Origin of the sequence: Amycolatopsis oliviviridis (assembly GCF_014654365.1) — a bacterium.
Taxonomy (GTDB): Bacteria; Actinomycetota; Actinomycetes; order Mycobacteriales; family Pseudonocardiaceae; genus Amycolatopsis; species Amycolatopsis oliviviridis.
The window spans coordinates 437,813-454,282 of the sequence record NZ_BNAY01000007.1; the positions used below are offsets into that span (position 1 = coordinate 437,813).

Here is a 16,470-nt window from a genome sequence, read left to right on the forward strand (position 1 = left end):
AGCTCGAGGGCCCGCTGAGGCAGGAGACAAATGACCCGCAATCCCGTGGAACAGGTCGCCGTCGGCCTCGTCGCCGAGTGGCGTAACGGATACTTGCTGATCCGTCAGCACGACGAACACGATCCGCCCGTCGGCGCCGCAGGGACATCTCCTGTGCCAGGGCAAGCTTTCGTGCTGGTGTCGCCCGCTGCCTCGCAGGACCCTGCCCTGAGCACGGCATTGCCCGCGCTGCTGTACCGGAAGCTGGCTGCCGCGGACGCCGGAGCCATTCGGATCGGCCTGGCCGGGCTGGGAAAGAATCCACTTGTCGCCCAGGCGCTGGCCGATGTGCTGGACAAGGAGATCTTCGCGCCGGACGGGACCTTCGTGTCGGTGGCGGGCGGGGCGCTCTATGCCGGCTACGGGACTGGCGGTACAGGCTGGATACGATTCCGGCCGGGCTCTCCGTCCGTGCCCGGCGGGCTTCGTCATCCCTTGCCGCAGTGGGAAGAGGCGTTGCCCTCCACACCGGTGACGATCGCCGGAGCCCGGGTCGAGCCGATCCCCGCCGGGGTCCTGGTGCGGCGTGACAAAGGACAGCAGGTGACGCCGGCGGACCCCGCGTTCGCGGCGGTGGTGGACTTCGGTGTGGCGACGATAGTCGTGCCTGAGGATGCCCCGGATCCCGCGACCGTGGCCGCCGTCGTCACCAAGCTGTCGCCGGCGCGTACTCAGCTCGCCGTACTCCCTTCTTTCGCGGCTGAGCACCCCTGGCTGCGCGCCTGCACCACGGCACTCGGCAGGGACGTCGCCGTGGCGGGGTTGTCGTTCGCCGCCGCTAGTGGTGGCTCTGCAGGGATGACAGGCCCGTTCGTGGCGAAGCTCAGGCAACGCGTGGACGGCGCCCAGGAGGTCATCGAGGCCGCCGAGCCCCCAGCGGGATGGCAGCGTCATGGCCGCACGGGATATCGGCTCGGTGATGTGCTGGCCGACGTCGTACCGTCCGGTGTGGTGCTGCGTACCGGTCCGGGCGATCCCGCTGCGGGACACCCGCCATTCTCCCCGTACGAGTGGACTCTCTACCTGGGGACACCAGGAGTACCGATCAAACCAGACCTCTTGCACGCCGCGGAGACCTTGCTCGCCGCGTTGGCGCCCGAGGTCCGCGACGTGGCCCGGCTCCAGCTGAGCGGGGTGCTCGATGACCGGGCGCGGGCGAGTTTCGAGCACGTGCCGGACCTCTCCGAGCCGGAGTTTCCGGCACGACCGGCCGAACTCGCGGATCCGCGGCAAGAGGCTCCCGCGACCGCACGTCGCGCGTCGGTCGTGTCCCGCCCGCTCACCGTGTCCGCCGCGCCGGTCCCGACGATTTCGGGGGCACCGACTCCGCTAGCGGAAACACCCGCGATTCCCCCGGAGGAACCCGCGGCGCAGGCGAAGACGGCAGCGCGATCTCCTGAGCCCGCGGAGGTAGTGAGCCAAGAGAACGAACCGGGCAGCGAGACGTCAGCCGAAACCGGGCAAATGGTGACGCGGGCCGCGCCGGGTACCCCGGTTGTGATCGCCGATCGGTCGAGCGCGGCCGCCGAGCAGGCCAGATTCGCTGCTTCCGCCGGCGAGCTCTTCACCGAAGCACTGGCCACGGTGAACGCGGCTTTGGCGACTTGGCCGTCGATGCGGCAGGAGGACACTGCCGGGGTGAAGGCGGACTTCGTGGCCGTGTGCCTCTATCTCGGCCGGGGAGCGGGAAATTCCCATGACCTGAACGAGGCTGTGCGCTCGGGCACCGCCGAAGCCATCGACGACCATGTCCACTGCCTCGTTTCGGGGCTGCGCCGACTACCCACACACCGTCGCGCCGTGCTCCGGCAAAGCAAGGCGGCGCGACCCTTGGAAAGGACCGTCGATCCGGGTGTTTTGCTGACCGAACCGGGTTTTCTCTGCGGTAGCGCGGATCTCGATGTGATGGTGCCGGGCGCGGATCTCGACGTGCTGATCTGGCCGGCGTCGGCGCGGCGGACCTCGGCGCTCAGGATCGGTCAGTCGGTGAACGAGGTCGTTTTCTTCGGTGGGGCCCGATTCAAAGCCCTCGCGGTACGCACGGCCGAACCGCTCGACGAACCCGGTGAGGAAAGGCCGACGCCGCGGGACGCGGCGCTGTTTCGTGAACTCGCTCCGGACGAGCCGGCGCCCGTGTCCGGCGAGCTCGACGAATACGATCTCGCGGCGCTGGCGAAGTTGGATCGGGCACTGGAGACGCGGCGCCGTAGCACGCTGAGGGTTGTCGAGGAACCCGATGTGACAGGCCGGTTGACGAGTTCGATGCTGGAATGGCGCGATTCGGCGACGGTCGCCCGGACAGCGACCTTGGCTTCGTGAACCAGCGCTACGGCTCGGACCTGTCGACCAGCGCGCGGGTCAGCGTCGTGGCGGTCGAGACGATACTGGTGATCGCTTCTTCGGCGGGCATGCCGCACTGGTCGAGCAAGCAGAAGAGCGATTCGGCGCCGATGACGACGGCAAGACCTTCCCTGAGGCGGGCGAGCCTCGCCGCGTCGATCGCCTGACTTTCCCCAAGAGGCGCCAAAGCGAAATCGATGAGCTCGAACCTCAGGCCCCGGCGGGTGGTGGGCGCGTCGTCAGGGGCCACGATGGTCGTGGCGATCGTCGCGCGTATCGCTTTCTGGAAGGTCAGAACGTGCCGGAGCAGGTAGTCGCAAGCCGCGGCGACACGCTCCACCACGTCGCTCGAGTCCGCCACGTGCGCCAGCGCTTCGCGCGGATCCGTTTGCTGCGTGGCCATCGCCTTCTGCAGCAGGGTAGCGATGTCGGGAAAGTACCGGTAAGCGGTGGCTTCGGAGACGAGTGCCCTTTCAGCCACCTCGGGCATCGTGACCACCCGGTCGGTTCGCGTCAGCTCGACTGCCGCCGCGAGGATGGCGTTGTAGGTGCGTCGCTTCTGATTTTCTCGACCTCTCGTGCCTGGTTCGGTCACGAATCCCTCCCTGACTCCCGGCTCGGACGACGCGACTGTAGTCAGGTCGTCGTGCCGCCGGGCGTACGCGATACGAGCGCTGTTCAAGGGCTCGCTTACTCCCCTCGACGGGTGAGATTAGGCGCGGCACCCGCGTTTATGCAAGTATCCTCTCACAAGGAGTCTAGTCTCTCATCACGGCGCTCGTGATCAGCGACGGAAGCCACCCCGGCCTTTCGACGCCGCCCCCTGTACCGCCGGCTAGGAGCTGAAAATGCCCCCTGAGCACACCGTCACCCGCGGGGCGCGGTCCCGCGTGCTGATCGGTGCGGCGATCGGTCTTGTCGGCGGATTCACCGCGACCTTCTTGGCGACGGTCGGTCAGTTCATCCGTCCGATCACTGCTGAATTCGGCTGGGGCCGTACCGAACTGTCGATAGTGGTGGTCATGGCCGCGGTCGGCTCAGCGGTCGGCTCGCCACTCATCGGCCGCTTGGTGCAACGATTCGGCTCTCGGCCCTTCCTAATGCTCTCAGGGGTTTTTCTCGCGGCTGCTTTCGTCGCTTTCGCTGCTGCGCCGGCCGAAACGGGTTACTTCGCGCTCTTGTCCTTTCTGGTCGGCTTGCTGGCGGTCGGCACGACATCCGCCGCGCTGCTCGCCGTGGTACCGCGCTTCTTCGACCGTCGGCTCGGACTCGCCCTCGGCGCGGTCATGGGCGGGTCGGCGGTGGGTACGGCAATCCTGCAGATCGCTGTCGGATCAGCGTTGGTGCACCTGGGTTGGCGGTCGACCTACCTACTGCTCGCCGGTGTCGTGGTCGTTCTCATAGGTGTCGCCGCACTGATCGGCTTCCCGCCGGGAACCGGCCCTCAGTACGAGGTGACGGCCGTGACATCGGGCGGCCTGGTCGTGCGCGAGGCCCTGCGCTGGCCCCGCTTCTCGCTCCTGCTCGGCGCTGTTCTCCTGTCCGCGGTCGGGACGGCCGGTTCCGCCGCACACTTCGTCCCGTTCGTCATCGATCAGGGGATCGAACCGCAGGTGGCGGCAGGTGCGTCGGCCGCCGCGGGTTTCGGGGTCGCCGCCGGCCGTTTCGTCAGCGGTGCCCTGCTCGACCGAGTGAACGCCCCCCGGTTCGCGGGAGGTGTGTTCCTGATCGCGGCGACCGCTCTCGCGGTGTCGGCCACGTTGCCGCCGTCGCCAGTTGTCGTTTACGCGTCCTGCGCGCTAGCCAGCGGTTTCGCCCTGGGCGCGGAAGGCGACATCATTCCGTTTCTCCTGCGGAGGTACGTCGGCGTCCGTGCCTACGCGCCGGTTCTCGGTATCGGCATCGGCGTCTTCACCCTGGGTGGTGCGATCGGTACGGCCATGTTCGGGCTCGTGTTCGACGGGTTCGGCAGCTACGTGCCGGCTCTCTTGACGGCGTCATCCGGGCTGATCGTCGCCGCGATCCTCCTCCAGTTCATGGGGCCCTACCGGTACCCCGGACTCCGACGTCGCACCGAACTACTCACCGGGGCGGCCGAGTCCTGATCGCGGGGCTGACCAGGATGTGAACTCGCACAGCGCGTCCATCTTGCTATCGCGCGGCTCCCGCAGGCGAGCCAGTGGTGAAGGTGACCTGCCAAGCCTCAAAGCGAACATGTGTTCTATGGTCGTGCGAGGCTGTGGGAGCAGCGACAGGGATAGGTGCAGGTCAAGGAGGTGGGCGGGCTGAGTTGGCTGGTTCGAGAGCGTGTCACTGGGTGTGAGTGGCGCTTCGAGACAAGCGACATGGCATGGGACGCCGGCGGCTATGACCTCCGGCGCTTTGAAGTCCACGTGATCGGCGAACGAGTGGTCGGCGCGCCGGATGGCTACCCAGACTCGATGCCATCCTCCGATGGTGCTCCTGGAGCGTCTCCACCTAGTCTTGCTTGCCCCGGCTAGCGTTCCGGCCGTCGATGTTCGGCAACCGAGGCATCGTGGGCGCTGGGCGGCGTCGGTTGGTACGCGAGGCCGCCCAGCGGGGTTACCCACCCAGCCCGAGGAGATCTCGGGCGCGAGTGCGGCCGATGTGGCGCGTGAGCTCGTGGTACATGTGCGGGGTGCGGAGGTCACCAAGCCTAAGGAACGGTTCGACAGGCGGCGTTGCTCCCGGTCGGGACTCGATTGTCACGGGCGTGCGCACCCCGAGCCGCAGTACGTCCTGACCGACGGTCGCTTCGGTTGCCACGAGCTACTTGCTGGCGAAAACCAGTAGCTCGGCGCCTGCTTTGACCACGGACGAGTACGCCAAGTTGAGAAGTAGTTCCAGGCGCCGAAAACGCAGCAGCTCCGCGCTCAGGTCCTTCTGCTCCTCGGATACGCGGAGCTGCAGGTACACGGTCTCGGTGAGATGGGGCTGAACGATGATGACTTCGCGCTTGTCCGACTCCCCGAGGATCCGCAGACACTCGATGAACTCCTCACGACCGGTCGCCGGCTTCCCGTCGATCCAGCTGGCCTTGCCTGCCGCTGAAGCCGCCAGCCGGTCGATGAGCAGTTCTTTGTCCAGGAAGAGCAGGTTCTTGGATGCTTGCGCCGCGACGACCTCATAAGCGGACGTCGAGACTCGACGTCCTGGGGCATGGCTTTCGGCACCTTTGATATGGATGAGGCGAAGAGTCCCGTCCGGTCCGATATGGAGGAAGTCGGCGATCTCACCGCTGCCGTCATCACAGATCAGCCAGCCATCGTTCCATCGTCGGGCAGCCCAGCGAAAAAGGGAATCGTCGCCCTCCACGTTGATACAGCGATGGATTTCAGTGCTGGATAGAAGGTCGAAGGGTTTTTCCCGGCTCACCTTCGTGTCGTGGAAGTCCTCGAACCGCCAGTTTCGGAAGGGCGCCACTCTGGATTTACGTTTGGATATGCGGCCACCGGAGTAGACATGGCCCGACTCGTAATAGACGGATAAGAGATCGCTGGATGTGATCGCGTCAAGGATCCGCCGGGTAGTCGCCGGAACGGCGGGCTCACCGCTGAATCCTGCGTTGAGCTGGAAGCCATGAGACGTAGGTTCGGGCCTGATTCCCAAGGTGCCGCTGGCGCTCCCGTTCAGTCCGACATCGAGTTTGAACCTGGCACCCGTGCTTCCGTCCACGACCCGAAGCACGGCGTTCTGAAGAATTTCGGCCGCTGCCTGAACCTCTTCACCCTCGGCGACTGTGGACGGAAGCTGTTCCAGGTCGGCGACAGACACGTCGTACGCGCCATGGACTTCCGAGAGATCGGATACCTCCCTCGCCAGTTGCGGGAAAGCTTCGGTGACCGCTTCGGGGGCTGCTTCCGCGGCCTCGATGAGATCGAAGATCTCTCCGATGGCCTGCAGGAAGAGCTCGAAGGTCTCCATCGGCTTGAGCCACAGCTGAGACGTGCTCAAAGTGGAGCCGATCCGGCCGGTCAAGGCGGTCAGTCCCGGCGCCCGAGGGAGCTCACATCGAGCAGAGGACAGGGAGTAGGCGCCGTCATCGAAGTCGTCGAGTGTGTCCTGCAGCCGCATGCCGACGCTTGTCTTCGCGTCCGGCCGGCGAGTCGTCCGTCCGCTAGCGCCTTGCAGCCACAATCCCTTCGCTTCGCCCTGCAGGAAGGTGTACTCGAGGATGAGCGGCTTGATCCTTTCCACCGTCGAGGCACCGTTTCGGTCGATCCATTTCTGGAACCGGTCCGCGCACCCATTGTCTGGTTTGACGGCGATGAGTCCGCCGCGGCGGACAACAAGATTCAAGTCATATGTGGTGTTGAAGAACTCGAGGCCTTCACCGGCCCATGCTGGCGGTGACGTCGACTCACGCACGAAGGCGGCTAACTGGTCCATGCCGGTCGACGTCAGCGTCGCATCGTGTGTGCTAGGTGCCGGATCGTCGACCGCCGACTCGGCCGCCGCGACGATCCGGACGCGCTTACGCGCCCTCGATGAGGCGTCCGTGTGGAGCTGACGCCAGACGGAGTCGTAACAGTGGCCGGGATCAACCTGCGGTCGGCATCTCAGAACCGCCACCGACAAGTACGGGTGGAGCTCGGCCCAAGGGAGAATGGCCAGGCCATTAGTAGTAGTCATCTTCGCAAACCCCGCTGTCGTTTCCGCGACGTGACGAGCCGACCGCGGAACCCCCCGAAGATCCGGATGATGTAAGGGCAAAGTCTGCAGTTCGACTCTGCTTGCAACACGATACAGCGAATGTTCACTCGATTGGAGCACTATCATGCGTGAGCGGCAGCGCGGCGAGCCACACCAGAATGACGGGATATCGGGGTGAGCTGGCCGTCGGATGCTCGCCGCAGTTCGAGATGAGCGAGGAGCCCAGCTGAGGATCGGCTGATCCCAGATCGTGCCCGCTATCGGACCGCGGCGGCCGCGAAGACCGACGCCGCCGCAGTCGCCGTGCACCTGCAGACCGCGCATGACCGGTGCGGCTAACGTTCACCGCGCCGAACATGATCAAGGCCTACCTGGCTGCTGTCGTCGAGACTCTGCTGCTCTGGCTCCGGGCTCGATCTCCGAACTGGGCGCCGCCACGCTCCAAACGCGGTTACCGCGCGGTGGGGGCGTGGCGCTGATACTTCTCACCGTCACGTGCCGACTTTCACCGACCTATATGCCGTGATCGAGATTGGATCATCAACAACCTAGCCGCCGTCATCGAACGGATCGGACTAGGTCTTTTGCGGAATTGTGTTCTGGAGGAGTCCTTCGTCGCGCCATTTCCTTAGGATGCGGCGCCCGTAGTTGTGGGTGCCTGCGATCCGGTCGAGGTCGGCACCGGTTGGTGTACGCCCCTGGTCCTGCTCGGCAAGGTAATGCGTCCACATGCGTTCTTCTGCGTTCATCTCAATGGCGGGCTCCGGACTTGGTGCGGAGAGGACCTGGATCGCGTCGTCGCCACCTGCGGCGCAAGCCGCCGGTGGTTCGTTCACTTTGTCAGTGACTGCGGAGCGGTGTCGTTTGAGCGCGCGGTTGAGGAGTTCGACGGCTAGGAGCAGGGCCAGGGGTGGGCAGGCGGCGACGGTCACGCCGAAGATGCTGAGGTCGGCGGTGGAGCCGATGTTGGCGCAGAGCGATAGCGAGATGCCGAAGACGAAGGCGAGCCATGCGGCCCAGCGGCCGCCTGCGTGTTCGTGGTCGGTGGGTTTCCAGAGTTCGACTGTGGCGATCATGAGGAGGCCGTCGACGATCAGCGGCCAGATCGCCGCCGTGGTGTGGTCCGCGCCGAACTGTAGGGCGAAGTCTCGTCCGTGGCGGTAGGAGGCGTAGGCGGCGCCGAGCGCGACCAGGGCCGTGCAGCCGCACTGAACGGCTAGAGCGGGATCGCGCCGCAGCCGGGACGAGGTTGCTCCGTTTGGGTTGCTCATGGCGATCACCGGGCTTTGCGGCGGTGCCGCTCGATCACGGTGCTTGCGGAGATCCGCAGCTCACGAAGGGTTTTTGGTTCGTGGGGTTGTTGTCGGAATCGCGCCGGGGGCACGCACAGCATCTACACGAATGTCGGCCGCGCGCTGAGCGGGCACGTTCTGTGTAGGCATGGCGTCGGTGATCCTTTCCGCCGAGATGGCGACTTCAGGAAGCTGGTCGGCGGGCAACCGGATGGTGATGGTGGCCTCGTCGCCGCCGCGATTCAGTTCCACCTTGAGTTGGGTGATGTCGAACAGCGTACCGAGTAGCGTTCGCGGCGCCTGGGCCAAGTTGAGCGCCAGATGGGGCAGCGCGTCCAACAGATCGATGTCCGTTGCGTCGAGTGGGCGTGGCTCGGCTTTGTCGGCTTCGTCGAGTTCCGCGATCGACGCCAGCGCCTCGGTCTTGCCCCCTTCCAGTTCGTTGTAGCTTCCGCGGAGAGCCTTGGTGAAGGGGTCGTCCGGCTCTCCTTGCTGAGCTTGCGCCAAGAGCGATTTCTGGCGCTGGGCGATGTCGTCGAGCTGCCGCTGGAGCCGTTCCCGTTCATTCTGACGATCTTGGGCGGCGCGATCATCCACTCCCGATAGGTCGGCGGCGAGGATCGCGCGGCGGTCCTGTCCGAAGACACGGTCGGCGAAGAACTTGGTTACTGCGTCGAGGATGGCGTCTTCCCGTACATACAAGGCTTTCTGGTGATCGGCGTATTCGTCCGGCCGGCCTCGGTTGTTGTTCCTGATCTGGCAGAGGTAGTAGGCGGCCTTGTTGCGGACGCATCCGTACATCCGGCGCCCGCATCCGCAGATGATCCTGCTTCGGAAGAGATTGGTGCGGGCCGTGAGGGGATGTTTGTTGGTACTTGGTCAGGTCGGCGATACCACCGTCACGTGGGATCGGGATGTCGAAGCGCTCGTAGCCCGCGCCGCGGCCCCGCGCATCCAGTTCCCTCCGGCCGGACTCGACGTCGAAAGAAGTGCGCCACGACGATCCAGGACTCCGGGATCGCCGTCTTGCAGTTCCGTAGCTGTCGGATCAGGGACTGTCGCGGGTCCTGCTGGTCTTCGGTCGACGTGCGCCCGAGGAATGCGACCCTGACCTCGTCTCGCAGCAAGGCCGTGGGCATGCCGAGTGGTGAGACGTCGAAGTCCGACAGACCTGACGGTCCGGAGACAGGACCTGGTGGAGACATGCCACGGCGCGTCAGGGCCGGGGCAGGCGGGTCGACCACAGGGGCGCCAGGCATCGCCATGCTGATCGGTCATCCTCGAATTCTTGCTCGCCCGCTCCAGCTCGGCCCACTGCAAGAGGTCATTGATGACGGCCGCGAAGACGCACGGATTCTGCGCCCGGAGGTCGTTGAACCGCCGATCCCGCGGTTGCCGCGTTTTGACGGTTTCGGGAGTGGCGGCGAATAGACGGAGATCGACAAGCCCGTACCCCCTGCTCGCATCAAGGTCGGCCGCTCAGTCGAGCGGTCGGTTTGCATATCACATTCGTGTACCAGCAAATCGGGTGACGGTCGCGATAGTCAAGGTCGTAGTAGCTGTCGTGGCGGTGCTCCGGGAACTGTCGATGCGACGGCAGGGAGGGGGCGGGCAGGGCAACGACTTCAACCGCAACGCCGTCGATATGCAGGGTGAAGAGCAGCTTGACGACGTTGCCAGTCGCTCATCGACGCTGCCTTGTGCCGCGTCCTCGGTGGAACAGCCCTGACCTGACGCATGGTCAAACCTCGATCGCGCGCAGGCACCGTTCCGCCTGTTGCCGGAGTGCGCCTTCGAGTTCCGGCGGTCCGCTGACCAAGGTGAAATCGGTCTGCACCGAGGTGATCATCCACACCAGGTCGGGCGTCGTCGGGGCGCCGAGGTGCAGGAGGCAGCGGTGCTCGTCGACGGCCTCGACGGCGCCCATTCCCGGCCACACCCGGTCGGCCACCGCGTCGGCCGATTCGTGCAGCTCGACCGTCGCCTGGCACGGCCAGGTGCGCGCGGAGAGCTGTTGCGCCAGATAGGCCGCGACGTCGTCGAAAGGCGGCTCGCGGGGTGTGAACCGGGCGCCGGCGGGCGGCCGCGGGGTGAGGCGATCGACGCGGAAGGTGCGCCAGTCGTCGCGGTCGACGTCGAAGGCGACGAGGTACCAGTGCCTGCCGAAGTTGACCAGGCGATAGGGCTCGGCGTGCCGCCGGGAGGCACCGCCGCGCGGGCTGAGGTAGTCGAAGCGCAGGCGTTCGTGGCGGCGGCTTGCGTTCGCGATGGTCATCAGCGTGTCCGCCGAGATCTTCGGGCCGGGCGCCACCCCGGCGCGCACGGTCGCGGTCTGGAGTGTGTTCACCCGATGCCGAAGCCGCGACGGCAGCACTTGCTCCAGCTTGGTGAGCGCGCGCAACGCGGTCTCCTCGATACCGGTGACCGAACTGCCGGTGGCGGTGCGCAGTCCGACGGCCACCGCGACGGCTTCGTCGTCGTCGAGCAGCAGCGGTGGCAGGGACGCGCCCGCGCCGAGCCGATAGCCGGGTGTGCCTTGGAGCGCGTGCACCGGGTAGCCGAGTTCCCGCAGGCGCTCGACGTCCCGTCGTACGGTCCGCGTGGTGACGCCGAGGCGTTCGGCCAGGTCGGTACCCGGCCAGTCGCGGTGGGTCTGCAGCAGCGAAAGGAGCTTCAGCAGCCGTGCGGAGGTTTCCAGCATGGTTTCATTCTGCCGCCCGGTTAGGACCGAAGTCGTCCTAACCGGCTTCTAGCGTGGTCTCATGACACAGGACATCCACCCTTTCTCGATCGACATCCCGCAGGCCGACCTCGACGACCTCGCCACGCGCCTGGCCGCCACCCGCTGGCCGAGCGAACTGCCGGACGTCGGCTGGAGCCGGGGTGTGCCCGCCGGTTACCTCGCCGGACTCGCCGAATACTGGCGGACCGGTTTCGACTGGCGGGCGCAGGAGGCCGCGATCAACGCGCATCCGCAGTTCGTCACCACCATCGACGGTCAGCGCCTGCACTTCCTCCACGTGCGCTCGCCGGAGCGGGACGCGACGCCGCTGATCCTGCTGCACGGGTGGCCGGGCGGGGTGACCGATTTCCTCGACGTGATCGGGCCGCTTTCGGACCCGCGGGCGCATGGGGGAGACCCGGCCGACGCCTTCCACCTGGTGATCCCGTCCTTGCCGGGGTTCGGGTTCTCCACGCCGCTGGCCGGCCCGGGGATGAGCGCCGCGAAGATGGCAGGCCTGTTCGCCCGGCTGATGGCCGCGCTCGGCTACGAGCGGTACGGCGTGCACGGCTACGACACGGGTTCGTGGGTCGCGCCGGAGATCGGCAAGCAGGATCCGGGGCACGTGCTCGGCGTGCACCTCACCGCGATGATCACGTTCCCGATCGGCGCCGAGGGTGAACTGGACGACCTCCCCGAGGCCGACCAGCGTCGCTGGGCGTCGATGCAGAACTTCAACGACGGCTACCTGCAGTGCAACTCCAAGCGTCCGCAGACGGTGGCCTACGGCCTGCACGACTCGCCCGCCGGTCAGCTCGCGTGGATCGTGGAGAAGTTCAAGGAACTGACCATGCCCGAAGACGCGCTGCCCGAGGAATGCGTGGATCGCGACCGCATGCTCGCGACCATTTCGTTGTACTGGTTCACCGGCACCGCCGGTTCGGCCGCCCAGATCTACTACGAGGAGATTTCGGCGAACGACTGGAGCGGCGGCGAATCCGGAGATTGGGGATCCGGCGATTGGAGCGGCGCCGCGGCGCCGGCCGTGCCCACCGGTGTGCTCGTGTCCGCGCACGACGTGACCGTCCGTCGCTGGGCCGAGCGCGACCACCATGTCGTGCACTGGACCGAACTCGGCCACGGCGGGCACTTCCTCGCCATGGAGGCTCCCGCCGCGCTGGTCGACGACGTCCGCGTGTTCTTCCGGAAGGTGCGCTGAGATGGGCGCCCGCGGGACCGCGGTGCTGAGCCCGCGGGCGCTCAACCGCGCCCTTCTCGGCAGGCAACTTCTCCTCGGCCGTGTCGATCTCGGGGTGGCCGAGGCGACCGAGCACCTCTTCGGACTGAACGCGCAGGACCCGGATCTCGCGTACTTCGCGCTCTGGAACCGGCTCGAACGCTTCACCATCGAGGACCTCACCGTCGCCATCGAGCGTGGTGTCCTGGTGCGGTCCACGATGATGCGGGCGACTCAGCACCTGATGTCGGCGGCCGACTTCCGGCTGGTCCGGCCGGTGCTGGCGCCGCTGCTGCGGCGGGTGCAGCGCAACGGCTTCGGCGGCCGCACCGCCGGTGTCGACCTCGGCGAACTGGTCGCCGACGCGGCCAAGCTGCTCGACGGCAGCCGCGTCCTCACCCGGCCCGAGCTGGGGCGGGCGCTCGCGCGAACCCGGCCGGGTGCCGACGCGCAGGCACTCGGCTGGACCGTGCAGTACCTGCTCGCGCTGGTGCACCCCGCTCCGAGCGGAACGTGGGGTAAACGCGGCGCGACCCCGTTCGCCGTCTTTCCCGGTGTACCGGAAGCCGCCACCGCCGACGACGTGCGCGAGCTGATCCGGCGCTACCTCGCCGCGTTCGGGCCGGCCACCGTCGCCGACGCCCGGACCTGGTCCGGGGTGAGCGGACTACGCGAGGTCTTCGAGCGGCTGCGGCCGGAACTGCGGACGTACACCGACGAAGCGGGGCGCGAGCTGTTCGACCTGCCGGACCACGAGATCCCTTCGCCGGACCTGCCCGCGCCCGTCCGGCTCCTCGCGGAGTTCGACGCGACCCTGCTCGCCCACGCCGACCGCACGCGCGTGATGACCGAGCCGATCCGGCGTCAGGTCTGCCAAGGCGCGGCGGTCGCGGCCACCGTGCTCGTCGACGGCACGGTGGCCGCGACCTGGACGAAGGACCGCACGGGTGTGCTCACCGTCGTACCGCTGCGCTCGATCTCCACCGCCGACCGAGAAGCCATCGAAGCCGAAGCCCTGCGGCTACTGGAGTTCGCCGCACCCGGCGCCGTTCACGACGTCCGGTTCAGCGGATAGCCCACAGATGACCGAAGCCGTGTGGAGCGTCGCGCCCGAGCCGAGTACCACGGCCGTCGCCTGTGGCGGAAAGTTGCTCTCACGGCATAGGTTGCCGGGTCTACTCCGTTTCCGATTGGGCTCGGTTGCCGACGTAGAGCCCTACTGAACGCCACTAGGTGACATGGTAGAGCTGCGGACTTCAATCCGTGGGTCGAGCATCGAGCTGTCTGTCGGAGAAAGTCTTCATGCCGGGTGGATAGCTTCGTGCTGGGGCAGGCTCGACCGTGTCGCCCGGGTCGGACAAGCAGGGGGCGCTTTCGGCCCGCCACTTTCGGAGGATGCGGCGGCCGTAGTTGTGGGTGCCGGCGATCCGGTCGAGATCGGCGACGGTGACACCGAAGATGCTGAGGTCGGTGGTGGAGCCGATGAGGGCCTTTCGATGGCGCTACACGAAAACGGGGTCCTCGATCCGGACTTGGGCCAGACAGTCAACCACGATCTCGCCGAATACCACATCGCGACCAACGCCGACATCGAAGACGTACGCGCGGACTGGATCGACGAGCACGATCCGCACCTCAATCCCATGTAGAGCAAGGGAATCGGCGAGATCGGCATCGTCGGCGCGGCGGCGGCGATGGCCAACGCCGTCCGCGACGCCACCGGCGTGCGAGTGCGTGATCTGCCGATCACCCTCGACAAACTCCTGCCCGGAATGCCCGATGAGTGAGCCTCGCCCCGCCTGGACTCAGCGCTGTCCCGTTTTGCTCTTGAGGTAGCCCGCCGCGGCGGTGGCGACGAACAGCACGGCACCCACTATGACGAGCCAGAAGAGCCCCTTGATGACGAAGCCGAGCACCACGCACACCAGCCAGACCACCAACAGGAAAACCAGTAAAGCCACCATTTCAACCTCCGCACCCGACGTGGTCTTCGAAGCCTATTCCGGCGTCTGCGCACCTGCCAGCTGAACGAATCAGCCCTCAGTAGCAGCTGAACCGGACTGTCGACGCTCGATCGTTCTGCAGCTCCAGCGTCCACAACAGACACTGCATCAGCACCGCCACCACCTCGGCCGGTGTTCCCTGGGTGGCGAGGTCGGAGTGGATCTCAAGGTCTCCGGCGTCCCTGTTGAGGCTGGCGGACAGGGCACGCAAGGCGGAACGCGGACCAGGGGGCAGGACCTCCACTTCGACCGGCTCGTCATGCTCGGTCGTCACGTCGAAAGTGAACAGAGCGCCGCTTTTTTCCTGAATTCGAGCGCGAATCATCCGGGCGCTGGTGCCGACGAGTTCCCGCAGGAGGGCGCTCGCGCGGGCGCGCGAACTGTTCGCCGCCAGCCTGGCCAGGACGTCTGCCACGTAGTCGTGGTCGCCATTCCTCGTGGTCGTGACGAGCTGCTCGGTCAAGGCACCGATGCCCATGTCGAAGTCGGTCATTCTCGGGGTTACCCGCTGTGGCCTTCGGTAATCGCCCAGAGAAGGAGCACTCATCATCGAGGACGGCGGGCCGTCCGGGAAAACCGGCCCATTCCGTCGTGCGATCGCCGCGCGGAAGCCCTTCGCGCGGCGGCCTGGCCGTAGCTTGGTTCGCTGTCGGTGGATGAGGCCGGGCGACCCGGCACGGTCCGAGTAGCCCGGCCCCATCGTCTCGCCGCCCCGATCGGCGACTGAATTCGATCTTGTCAGAGATCGTGATCGCCGCCGGCCGGGGGCGTTCCGGTCCGGCCGCCGCTTCGCTCTGCGTAGTGCGATCTGTCCTTTTCGGAGTAGAGCCACTAGGCCGTCTGGACCGTTTTCGTTGCGGGATAACGGGAAAATGACTGGCATGCCGAAAAAGAACATCTTCGTGATCGGTTACGACCGGGACAACGCGCGCATTCTGGGGCGGCTGCGAGATGCCGAGCGGTACGTCTTCCATGGTCTGCTCACTCCGGAGGAGCTGCAACATGGCGAGATCGACATCGTCGCTCTCGTGGAGAAGGCACAGAAGCAGCTCGACGCCTTCGAGGGTGATATCGACGCCATCGTGGGGTACTGGGATTTCCCGGCCGCGACGATGGTGCCACTGCTCGCCGAACGGTATGGCCTGCCGCACGTGCCACTGGAAGCCGTCCTCAAGTGCGAGCACAAGTACTGGAGCCGGATCGAGCAGCGCGAGGTGATCGACGAGATCCCGAACTTCGGCATCGTCGACCTCGAAACCGACCGACCGGTCGTGCCGGAGGGCGTGGGCTTTCCGATGTGGCTGAAGCCGGTGAAGTCGTTTTCGTCCGAACTGGCCTTCCACGTCGCTGACGAGGACGATCTGGCCGCCGCGGTCGCAGAGCTTCGCGAGGGCATCGGCAGGGTGGGGGATCCGTTCGACCACGTGCTGGGCCAGGTTGACCTGCCCCTGGAGATCGCCGACGTCGGAGGCGCGGCCTGCCTTGCCGAGGAAGAGCTGCGCGGCGTCCAGGCGGCGGTGGAAGGGTATGTCTATAAAGGACAGGTGGTGGTTTACGCCGCCTTGGACTCACTCGACTACCCCGGACACTCGTCTTTTCTGCGGCACCAATACCCCTCGCAGCTGCCCGAAGACGTCGTCGAGCGGATGCGAAACGTCGCCGAGCGGGTGATGACACGGATCGGGTTCGACAACGCCACGTTCAGCATCGAGTTCTTCTACGATCCCAGATCGGGGAAGCTGGGTCTGCTGGAGATCAACCCGCGGCACTCGCAGTCGCACGCGGAGCTGTTCGAGTTCGTCGACGGCGTCGCCAACCACGATCTCATGGTCCGGCTCGGTCTCGGCGAGCGTCCCGAACCACGTGGCGGCAGCGGCGAATACCGGATCGCCGGACGCTGTTACTTGCGTCGTTTCTCCGGCGACGCGCTCGTCACCCGCGTCCCGGCCGACACCGAGATCGCCGCGTTGGAGCGCCAACTTTCCGGAACGGTGATCGACGTCGTCCCGAAGGCCGGCGAGCGGCTGTCGGACTTGCCTGAGCAGGACAGTTACAGCTACGAGCTGGCTGAGATCCTCATCGCGGCGCAAAGTGTGCACGAGCTGGAGGAGAAGTACGAGCGGTGCGTCGAAGGCCTGCGGTTCGAGTTCGACGAGCCCTGAT

The 16,470-nt window shown here is 66.4% G+C and carries 13 protein-coding genes and 1 pseudogene; 7 read left to right on the forward strand and 7 right to left on the reverse strand.

Translation table 11 applies throughout. The features are described from left to right. Positions 1–30: 30 nt before the first annotated feature. Complete coding sequence (locus tag IE302_RS29580) at positions 31–2,358, forward strand: hypothetical protein (protein ID WP_191257702.1); 2,328 nt, start codon at positions 31–33, stop codon at positions 2,356–2,358. 7 nt (positions 2,359–2,365) lie between these two features. Here the strand turns inward: IE302_RS29580 and IE302_RS29585 are convergent, their stop codons facing one another. Further along, entirely contained in the window at positions 2,366–2,974 is a 609-nt protein-coding gene (locus IE302_RS29585; protein ID WP_229907998.1) for a TetR/AcrR family transcriptional regulator, read from the reverse strand. A 295-nt stretch (positions 2,975–3,269) separates the two neighbouring features. On the opposite strand from IE302_RS29585, the gene IE302_RS29590 reads away from it, so the two are divergent. Beyond that, on the forward strand, positions 3,270–4,484 hold the full coding sequence (locus tag IE302_RS29590; RefSeq protein WP_191257703.1) for an MFS transporter: 1,215 nt from the start codon (positions 3,270–3,272) through the stop codon (positions 4,482–4,484). A 685-nt stretch (positions 4,485–5,169) separates the two neighbouring features. Here IE302_RS29590 and IE302_RS29595 read toward each other — a convergent pair. Then, the gene (locus tag IE302_RS29595) at positions 5,170–6,789 is read right to left on the reverse strand and encodes a hypothetical protein (RefSeq protein WP_191257704.1); all 1,620 of its coding nucleotides are present in this window, start codon (positions 6,787–6,789) and stop codon (positions 5,170–5,172) included. 620 nt (positions 6,790–7,409) lie between these two features. On the opposite strand from IE302_RS29595, the gene IE302_RS43105 reads away from it, so the two are divergent. Next, positions 7,410–7,532 carry a hypothetical protein gene (locus IE302_RS43105; protein ID WP_268246783.1) on the forward strand — a complete coding sequence of 41 codons (123 nt, stop codon included), beginning with the start codon at positions 7,410–7,412 and terminating at the stop codon, positions 7,530–7,532. Between the two features lie 96 nt (positions 7,533–7,628). On the opposite strand, the gene IE302_RS29600 is transcribed toward IE302_RS43105, so the two are convergent. From IE302_RS29600 to IE302_RS29610, 3 genes are all read right to left on the reverse strand, one after another. Beyond that, positions 7,629–8,324: a DUF2637 domain-containing protein gene (locus IE302_RS29600; protein WP_191257705.1), complete on the reverse strand. Its 696-nt coding sequence runs from the start codon at positions 8,322–8,324 to the stop codon at positions 7,629–7,631. Positions 8,325–8,384: 60 nt separating this feature from the next. Further along, positions 8,385–9,146: a hypothetical protein gene (locus IE302_RS42845; RefSeq protein ID WP_229907999.1), complete on the reverse strand. Its 762-nt coding sequence runs from the start codon at positions 9,144–9,146 to the stop codon at positions 8,385–8,387. Positions 9,147–10,086: 940 nt separating this feature from the next. Further along, a complete protein-coding gene (locus IE302_RS29610; RefSeq protein ID WP_191257706.1) occupies positions 10,087–11,046 on the reverse strand; it encodes a helix-turn-helix transcriptional regulator in 960 nt (319 codons plus the stop codon). A 61-nt stretch (positions 11,047–11,107) separates the two neighbouring features. On the opposite strand from IE302_RS29610, the gene IE302_RS29615 reads away from it, so the two are divergent. The 3 genes and pseudogenes from IE302_RS29615 to IE302_RS29625 form a co-directional block, all read left to right on the forward strand. Next, the gene (locus IE302_RS29615; RefSeq protein WP_191257707.1) at positions 11,108–12,286 is read left to right on the forward strand and encodes an epoxide hydrolase family protein; all 1,179 of its coding nucleotides are present in this window, start codon (positions 11,108–11,110) and stop codon (positions 12,284–12,286) included. Position 12,287: 1 nt separating this feature from the next. After that, complete coding sequence (locus tag IE302_RS29620; RefSeq protein ID WP_191257708.1) at positions 12,288–13,379, forward strand: winged helix DNA-binding domain-containing protein; 1,092 nt, start codon at positions 12,288–12,290, stop codon at positions 13,377–13,379. Positions 13,380–13,776: 397 nt separating this feature from the next. Continuing rightward, positions 13,777–14,091 (forward strand): annotated as a pseudogene (locus tag IE302_RS29625) (xanthine dehydrogenase family protein molybdopterin-binding subunit); the annotation flags it as partial. 18 nt (positions 14,092–14,109) lie between these two features. Here IE302_RS29625 and IE302_RS29630 read toward each other — a convergent pair. Then, on the reverse strand, positions 14,110–14,268 hold the full coding sequence (locus IE302_RS29630; RefSeq protein ID WP_191257709.1) for a hypothetical protein: 159 nt from the start codon (positions 14,266–14,268) through the stop codon (positions 14,110–14,112). A 76-nt stretch (positions 14,269–14,344) separates the two neighbouring features. Then, entirely contained in the window at positions 14,345–14,800 is a 456-nt protein-coding gene (locus IE302_RS29635; protein ID WP_191257710.1) for a hypothetical protein, read from the reverse strand. A gap of 388 nt (positions 14,801–15,188) precedes the next feature. Here IE302_RS29635 and IE302_RS29640 point away from each other — a divergent pair, with 388 nt between their 5' ends. After that, positions 15,189–16,469: an ATP-grasp domain-containing protein gene (locus IE302_RS29640; RefSeq protein WP_191257711.1), complete on the forward strand. Its 1,281-nt coding sequence runs from the start codon at positions 15,189–15,191 to the stop codon at positions 16,467–16,469. Position 16,470 lies beyond the last annotated feature (1 nt).